This window comes from Herbihabitans rhizosphaerae, assembly GCF_004216555.1.
In the GTDB taxonomy this organism is placed as follows: domain Bacteria; phylum Actinomycetota; class Actinomycetes; order Mycobacteriales; family Pseudonocardiaceae; genus Herbihabitans; species Herbihabitans rhizosphaerae.
Map to the genome: position 1 here is coordinate 872,428 of NZ_SGWQ01000001.1, position 7,845 is coordinate 880,272.

The following is a 7,845-nucleotide window of genomic DNA, read 5'->3' on the forward strand; positions in this document are numbered from 1 at the left end:
AAAAGTCAACGGACACAACAAAAGCCCGCACGCGAGGCCTGCTCGGCAGGCTGCGCACGGGCATCGGTGACATCGCGTCCGGCATCGACGCGTCGAGCACGATCAGGCACGGCAGGACGCCGTCACCGGAGCACCGAAGTCGGTCAGTGACCCAACACGACCGGGCGCTGCGGTGCACGCGCGGTGGGCACCGAAACGCGTGAGGTGTCCAGGTCCGGCTCGTGCACCACGACCCGATTGCGGCCGGTGCGCTTGGCCCGATCCAGCGCGTCGTCGGCGACCTCCTGCAGCACCGAGACGTCGTCGCCGTCCCTCGGCGACACGGCCACGCCGATGGAGATCGTGCACGGTGGCAGCCCGCCGTGGCCCAGCCGGACCGGCTGGCCGCCGGCGGGCTTCGCCACCTCGGTCTCCAGCGCCGCGACCGCCCGCCTGATCCGCTCGGCGACCGCCATCGCCTCCCGCGGCTCGGTGGACGGAAGCATGATCGCGATCTCCTCGCCGCCCCACCTGGCGAGCAGATCACCTCGGCGGGTCTCGTCCCGCAACGCGTCGGCGACGGCGACCAGGACCTGGTCACCGCCGAAATGCCCGAGCCTGGTGTTCCACTGTTTGAAGTGGTCGAGGTCGAGCATCAGCACCGCGCTGTGCCGCCGGTCGGCCAGGTCGCGCGCCAGTGCCGCCTCGGCGAGCGGCTCGAATCCGCGCCGGTTGAGCAGACCGGTCAGCGGATCGTGCAGGGCGTCGGCGCTGGCCTGGTCGAGCTGCGCCTCGAGCTGGTCGATCCGGTGCCGCCAGCGCGTCCAGCCGACCACGGCGAGCGCGGCGACCGGCAGCAGCATTCCCCTGGTGAGCACGGTCGTGCAGGCGACCAGCAGCGCGACCGCGAGCGTCTGCACGAACTCGACGTTGGTCGACTGGCCGCCGAACATCCCGGTCGGCGTCCACTCGCGGGTGAGCATGCCGCGCACGACGCCGATGAGCGCGGACTGGACGGCGAAGTAAATCGCGGCGCCGAGCAGTACGCCGATCGCGGCGCGCACCACGAAGTCCCGGTCGAGCACGATGTCGCCGCTGGTGAGCTGGTAGACGCCGAACGCGCGCGCCACCAGGTGCGCGCCGAGCGCCGAGCCGACGATCGCGACGGTGGTGAACGCGAACCGGTGCGGCGGCTTGCGTGCGATCAGGTAGACCTGCCAGCGCAGCGCCGCGATCAGCGCGAGGAACAGCGGCACCGGGAGCGTGACCGCGGCGACCAGGATCCACACACTGGTGTGGCTGACGTGCTCGGTGTTGCGGTGGCCGTGCCGGCGCCGTTCCTCGGCGGGCCGGGTGGCCACCCAGTGGACGAACGCCGCCGCCGTGAGTGCGGCGAAAAGCGCCCACTCACGCAGGCTGGGTACCGCCTCGTCCACCCACACGACGGCGATGAACGCCGCGACGACGGCTTCGATGGCCAGGAAGGCGGCGACCGCGACGGGCCCCATCCGCCACAGCTCCCAGGTCCTGATCCGGTCCAGTAGGCCGCCCCGCTGACGGTTGCTTTGTGGGGGGCTTGCGCCGTCCGCCACAATGTCCGGTGCCGTCCCCTCAGGCGAGGGATCGGTTGATGATGAGAAGTCACCATCCGCCCCGGCTACGGCCGGACCCCCGGCGAGGAGGTGCGCTCGATGCGCGACCGCGAACTGTGACCTCGAAGATTGGTCGGACGTATCGTCGTCCGACCCTCGTGCCGTCGACTCCACTGTGTTAACCCCCGTGCCGAGTCCCTCGTCCCTCTGCACAAAACGCTAAGTCCATGTTCCACCCGCACCGTCGATCGACTTTGAATACACCCGTGTGGAGCAATGGTCGTAACGTTGCGTAGTTTTCTCCTCGTTTGGTCGCGAAAACTGCGGCCAATGTGGCTGGTCACGCGTTGCGGATGGTCACTGGCTTGTCGTCAGTCTGTCGTCAGTCGGCGACGGCAGTATCGCGACGGCTCTCCGTCGAGCAGAGTTGCGGTCGCTGACGGCGGACAAGTGAGGGGGACCGGTGGGCAGTTCGTCCGGTATCGACCGGAGGCCACGGGTCGTGGTGCACACCGACCCCGGGGTCGACGACGCGTTCGCGTTGATCTACCTGGCACTGCACGGCGGCGTCACCATCGAGGCCGTCGGCAGTGTCCACGGAAACCTCGGCGCGCGCGGAGCCGCCGAGAACGCGCTGCGCATCCTCGAGCTGGTCGGCATGGAGGACATCCCGGTCGCCGTCGGCGCCGATCTGCCACTCAACCGTGAGCCGCCCGTCTACAGCGGGCAGATCGTGCACGGCACCGACGGACTCGGCGGTAACGCCGGGCCCGCGGCACGCACAGCGCCGATCCGCGAGTCCGCCGCCGAGCAGCTCGTGCAGATGGTCAGGAAGTTCCCCGGCGAGCTGACCGTGCTCGAACTCGGCCCGCTCACCAACCTCGCGCTGGCGTTGCACCTGGAGCCGGATCTGCCGTCGCTGGTGCGCGACGTCGTCTGGCTCGGCGGCACGATCGAGCGGTTCGGCAACATCACGCCGGACGCGGAGGCGAACACCCACCACGACCCGGAGGCGGCCGAGATCGTGCTCGCCGCCGGCCTTCCGCTGACCGTCGTACCGCTCGACGCGACCAGAGGCGCGTGGGCCGACGACGCGTTCCTCACCGCGCTCGAGGAGAGCCCGAATCCGTTGGCGCACAAGGTGAACAGCTGGCTCGGGCAGTACGTGGAGACCTACACCAAGCTGTCCTCTAAACGCGGCTGCGAGTTGTTCGACCTGCTCGCCGCGTCGGTGCTGACCGACCCCGGGGTGGTGCGGTTGGCCGAGCCGCACGAGGTGACAGTCGAACTCCTCGGGCACGGCAGAGGCCGCACCATGATCGACCGTCGCCCACTGCCGTTCGCGCACACACTGCCCGGCCGCGAACCGGTCACCGTCATCCGGGAGATCGACGCCGAGCCGGTGATGCGCCGAATGCTCGACATGCTCACCGCCCCCATGTCCGAAACTTAACGACCGCTCCATTCACGTTTCGCGTACTTTAGCCCGCTAAAGTCCGGCCCAATGGCCCATGGACTCGGTGAGCGCCTCATCGAGCTTGCGCCGAGCCGGTCACAGGCCGGGCGCTCCCCGCGCTGATGTCCGAAACTTAGCGATCGCTCCATTCATGTTCGGCGTACTTTAGCCCGCTAAAGTCCGGCCTAGCGGCCCATGGATTCGGTGAGCGCCTTGTCGAGTTTGCGTTCCACGTCGGGGGCCTGGTGGCTGAGTTCGTCGTAGATGCGCAGCGCGTGGTCCCAGTCGTGCTGAGCTTCGGCGCGCCGGCCGAGCGCGCGCAGCACGTCGCCGCGCCGGTCGAGCATCTCGGCGGTGTGCCACCGGTCCCCGGTCTCGGAGAACGCGTCGACCGCGCCGTCCAGGTTGTCCAGCGCGCGCTGCCACAGCTCGGGATCGCCACTCCTGCGGTAAACCTTGGCGATCTTGCTGAGGAACACACCGCGGCCGTACAGGCTGCCGAGCCCGTCCACCAGGCGCATCGACTCGGCGAGGATGCCCAGCGCGTCGTCGTGGCGGCCGGCCTCGCCGTGCACGTCGCCGATGATCCCGAGCGCGTAGGCCCGCCCCTCCGGGACGCTCAGCTCATCGAAGATCTCCAGCGCGGCGTCGGCGTACCGGGTCGCCTCGTCGAACTGGCCGCGGTCCAGCGCCAGGAAACCCGAGCCGGCCAGCGTCCACGCCTCACCGAACCGGTCACCGGTCTCGCGGCGGATGCACAGCGCCTGTTCGTAGAGCAGGACGCTGTGGTCGAGGTCGCCGCGCTGGCGAGCCGCCTCGGCGAGGTTCGTGGTGACCCAGCCTTCGCCGGCCCGGTCGCCGGCCGAGCGCGCCGCCTCGAGGGCGATCTCGTGCGAGCGCTCCCACAGTGCCCAGGACCGTCGGATCTGCAGGTAGTCCCAGAGGCAGACGGCGATCTGCCAGGCCTCTGCGTGCATGCCGTGCTCGTGGGCCATCCGCACGATCAGCGGCAGCGTGCCCTGCTCGGCGTCGCCCCAGCGCAGTGCCTCGGCGAACCGGTCGTCGGTGTCGAACGCGAGCGCGGGCACCGTCGGCGGATCGAGATGCAACGGCATGACCCGCCTCGGTGCGAGCGCGACTCCGCTGGAGTGCGTGCTGTGCAGATAGAACAGCACCAGCCGGCGGATCGCCTCGCGCCGCTCGTCGCCGGACATGTCCTCGGTGGCCCGTTCGGCGGCATAGGTGCGCATCAGGTCGTGCAGCCGGAACCGGCCCGGCCTCGCCGGCTCGATCAGATGCCGCTCGGCCAACTCCCGCAGCGCCCGCGCCGCGAGTGCACCGTCCACATCGGACAGTGCGGCCACCGACGCGGCGTCCATGTCCACGCCCGGGTGCAGGCCCAGCGCCCGGAAGACCTTGGCCTCCAACGGTTTCAGCCGCTGATACGACCAGGTGAACACGGCGCGCACGGCGGTCCGGTCGTCGACCGCGAGCCCGTCGAGGCGGTGTTCCTCCCGGTCGAGTTCGGCGACCAGATCGGCCAGCGTGTCACTGGGCCGGGACGCGAGCCGCTCCGCCGCGAGCTGCACGGCCAGCGGCAGCGCTCCGCACAGCTCGATCAGGCGTGCCGCGTCCGCCGGGGCGGCGTCCACCCGCTGCGTGCCGATGATCGCGCGCAGCATCGCCTCGGCTTCGGCCGGCGGCAGCGGCGGGAGCGTGACCCGCTCGGCGCCGTACCGGACGGCCAGCGCCGAGAGTGCGGTCCGGCTCGTCACCACGACCCCACAGCCGCCCTGGCCGGGCAGCAGCGGCTCCACCTGGGACGCCTCGGCCGCGTTGTCCAGAACGATCAGCAGTCGACGGTCGGCGAGCTGGGTGCGGTACAGCGCCGACATCTGGCTCACGTCGCTCGGTGTGTCCTGAATACCCAGCGCGGTGAGGAACCCCTCCAGCACGGGCCCCGGCCGCAGCGGCTGATCCTGGTCCGGCGCGTAACCGCGAAGGTCGACGTAGAGCTGGCCGTCCGAGTAGCGACGGGCAGCCGCGTGCGCCCAGTGCACGGCGAGCGTCGTCTTGCCGGTGCCCGGTGCGCCGTCGATGACCACGATGGGCGTCTCAGCGCCGGTCATCGCGGACTCGATGGCCTCCAGCGCCTCCGCGCGTCCGACGAACCTCGGCGTATCGGGCGGAAGCTGCAGCGGGCGCGCGCCGAGCATGGTGGCCCGCCACAGGCCTTCCAGCTCGGGACGGGTGCCCAACGCCTCGTCACAGAGCCGCGCCAACTCCAGCGTCGGACGGCGGGTGCCCTTCTCCACGTGGCCGAGCTGCCCGGGGTGGAACGGCACCTTCTCGGCCAGGGAACGCAACGTCTCGCCGGCGTCCGTGCGCAGCCGCTTGAGCCGTGCGCCGAACACGACCGCACCGCTGTCGCCCTTGGCCATGCACGCCCCTGCTCTGTGCTGGTTCCCGCCGCCCTCTTATATGTACACGGCTGCTCGCTGTCAGTACTCACCTGTTCGGGGTATCCGTACGTATCAGGCGAGTACCGAGCCGTGTTCCACGAGGCCGGACGGTACCGACGCGCACCTCCCCCATGAGAGGCACCCGGTCACAGGCACTGTCCACAGTGGACGAATCACTATTCGGCTGTGTGATAGTTCCGCCAGAATTCCACCTCCCCAAGAACCCTCAGACCTTTGCCGTCGAATACCAGAAAACCCTTTGGCCGCAACACATCCACGCGCTTGCCGTCCTCGAGCACCCCGACCCGCACACCGCCACACCGCTGCACAGAGAACCGCACTCTCGAGCCGACGTGACCGGCCTGCCGTAACGACTCCACCCAGGCCACCATCGTGCCGAGCGCGCCGGGATCGCCGTACCGCGCGGCGCGAACCGGCTCCGGCCACGGGAGATACATCCGCACCGACGAGCGCCACTCGTCCGACCTCACGACCTCCTCGCCACCCTGGCGCTGCCGAGGCACCTCTACCTGATCAGCCCGGACCGACTCACGCGTACTCCACTCCCCTGCCACCCGACCACCCTAACACAAGATTCGAACACATGTTCGAGCTGTGCATGGTCCGGCGCTACCGACACGCGCCCAGTTCGCCCGCACGTTGATGCCCCGCCGTCGTACGGCCAGGTCGCGAAGGCCATCGTGTGCAGCAGCCAGTCCGGAGCACTTGCCCCGCTCTCAAACCTCGGATCCAGGAAGGCGAAGCTCTGCGGCCCGTCGGCGCCCTTGAACTCGATTTCGTCGTCCGCGTCCGCCGCCTGGGTCGGGCTCGCCTGCAACGCGACGCATGCGAGCGGCACGTCCTCGCCGGTGACCGGCACCGCGACGATTGCTGCGAAACTAGGAGGACTTGCAGTGTCCAGCGCTCACGGCCGAGTTGGGACAGACTCGCTCAGTTGCTCAGCCGGCTGTCGTCGCAGGTCAGGGAATCCTCACAGCATCTGATCGACATGGCGCCGGCGGGAAGAATTCCTACGGCGGCATGGACGCTCTACGCGGACCAACTTGGACGATTCCGCTCAACTGATCCGCCGATACGCCCCCGAGGACGGGGAAATGTGGTCGTCAAAGACCAGTCCCAGCGACGACGACCACGTGTAGCCGGCCGGCAGAACCCGAACCGTCGGCTATCGCCGTACCGGCGGCGGATCCGGCGGCAGGTCGGGCGGCGAGCCCGGTTCCGGCTCGGGGCTCGGCTCGTCCGGCATGGGCCGTTGCGGTCCCGGCTCGGTCGGCGGGATCGGGTCCGGTTCGGGCGGCATCGGTCGCTCGGGTGCGGGTGGCGCGGTCATGCGCACGGTCGACTCCTCTCGACGCCTCGCTGGGTACCCGTCCCGCGAGCGATAAACCACCCGTGGACAGAAAGAGGAGGCGGTCAGCGAGATTTGCCGACCGCCTCCCTTTTCAGAGCTAATCAGGAATCGATTTCCTTCTTGAGGTCCGCATAGCCTCCGAGAACGTCGCTGTACACACCGAACTTCTTCGGCTGCGCGCAACCCTCGCCCCAGGACACGACTCCGATCAGTTTGCCGCCGGCGACCAGCGGACCGCCGGAGTCACCCTGACACGAGTCCTTGCCGCCCTCGTCGAGGCCGGCGCACACCATGGTCGCGCCGTCGACCGCGTCCGGGTAGGCCTTCGTGCAGTTCTCGTCACTGCGCACCGGCACACCGACCTTCATCAGCGTGTCGGAACTCTGGCCGCCCTGGCTGGTCGCGCCCCAGCCCAGCGTGGTGGACTCGGTGCCCTCCTTGTAGAGGTCCTTGTCCGCGGCGTCGGCGCCGGCCAGCGCGAGCGGCGCGGCCGGGGTCTCGCCCTCGAGAGTCAGCACGGCGTAGTCGTGAGCGAACTGCACCGGCTTGTTGAACTCGGGGTGTGTCCAGATCTTGGTGACCTTGTTGACCTGGCCGTCGGTGCCACTGAGCTTGGTGCGGCCGGTCTGGACCTGGATGTCGGCCGGCTTGGAGCCCTCGACGCAGTGCGCGGCGGTGACCACCTTGTTCTTGGCGACCACGCTGCCGCCGCAGAACTGCTGACCGTCCGGCGTCAGCAGTGCGGCGACATACGGGTTCTCCTGAATCGTCGTCTCCTCACCGCCGACGATGAACGGCCGGACCCCGCCGGGCTGATCCGCACTGGCGGCCGAAATCGCCGTGACACCGACCACCGCGATTGTGGCGCCGATTACCGCGATTCGACCGAGAACACGCTTCTTCGCCATCCCTCTGTCTCCATTTCTCAGCAGGGTTCCGGCCCGGGTCACCGGAGCGTATGACCCTGTCTAACGGAAGTCGCCG

Annotated in this window: 6 protein-coding genes; 1 reads left to right on the top strand and 5 read right to left on the bottom strand. The window is 69.3% G+C overall.

Translation table 11 applies throughout. The annotated features are described in order from the left end of the window. Positions 1-143 precede the first annotated feature (143 nt). On the bottom strand, positions 144-1,487 hold the full coding sequence (locus EV193_RS04460) for a GGDEF domain-containing protein (protein ID WP_130342615.1): 1,344 nt from the start codon (positions 1,485-1,487) through the stop codon (positions 144-146). Between the two features lie 547 nt (positions 1,488-2,034). Between EV193_RS04460 and EV193_RS04465 the strand changes: the two genes are divergently transcribed. Next, positions 2,035-3,024, top strand: coding sequence for a nucleoside hydrolase (locus tag EV193_RS04465; protein ID WP_242613131.1), 990 nt, complete (start codon positions 2,035-2,037; stop codon positions 3,022-3,024). Between the two features lie 188 nt (positions 3,025-3,212). Here the strand turns inward: EV193_RS04465 and EV193_RS04470 are convergent, their stop codons facing one another. The 4 genes from EV193_RS04470 to EV193_RS04480 form a co-directional block, all read right to left on the bottom strand. Continuing rightward, entirely contained in the window at positions 3,213-5,468 is a 2,256-nt protein-coding gene (locus tag EV193_RS04470; protein WP_130342616.1) for an ATP-binding protein, read from the bottom strand. Between the two features lie 197 nt (positions 5,469-5,665). Then, a complete protein-coding gene (locus tag EV193_RS04475; protein ID WP_130342617.1) occupies positions 5,666-5,980 on the bottom strand; it encodes a hypothetical protein in 315 nt (104 codons plus the stop codon). 695 nt (positions 5,981-6,675) lie between these two features. Continuing rightward, on the bottom strand, positions 6,676-6,846 hold the full coding sequence (locus EV193_RS33115) for a hypothetical protein (RefSeq protein WP_165401218.1): 171 nt from the start codon (positions 6,844-6,846) through the stop codon (positions 6,676-6,678). A gap of 116 nt (positions 6,847-6,962) precedes the next feature. Further along, positions 6,963-7,769, bottom strand: a complete 807-nt coding sequence (locus EV193_RS04480) for a S1 family peptidase (protein ID WP_130342618.1) — start codon at positions 7,767-7,769, stop codon at positions 6,963-6,965. Between the last annotated feature and the right edge of the window lie 76 nt (positions 7,770-7,845).

Bases quoted from the DNA above. Each gene is read 5' to 3' on its own strand.
- EV193_RS04460 (WP_130342615.1), bottom strand. From the start codon at position 1,487: ATGGGGCCCGTCGCGGTCGCCGCCTTCCTGGCCATCGAAGCCGTCGTC.
- EV193_RS04470 (WP_130342616.1), bottom strand. From the start codon at position 5,468: ATGGCCAAGGGCGACAGCGGTGCGGTCGTGTTCGGCGCACGGCTCAAG.
- EV193_RS04480 (WP_130342618.1), bottom strand. From the start codon at position 7,769: ATGGCGAAGAAGCGTGTTCTCGGTCGAATCGCGGTAATCGGCGCCACA.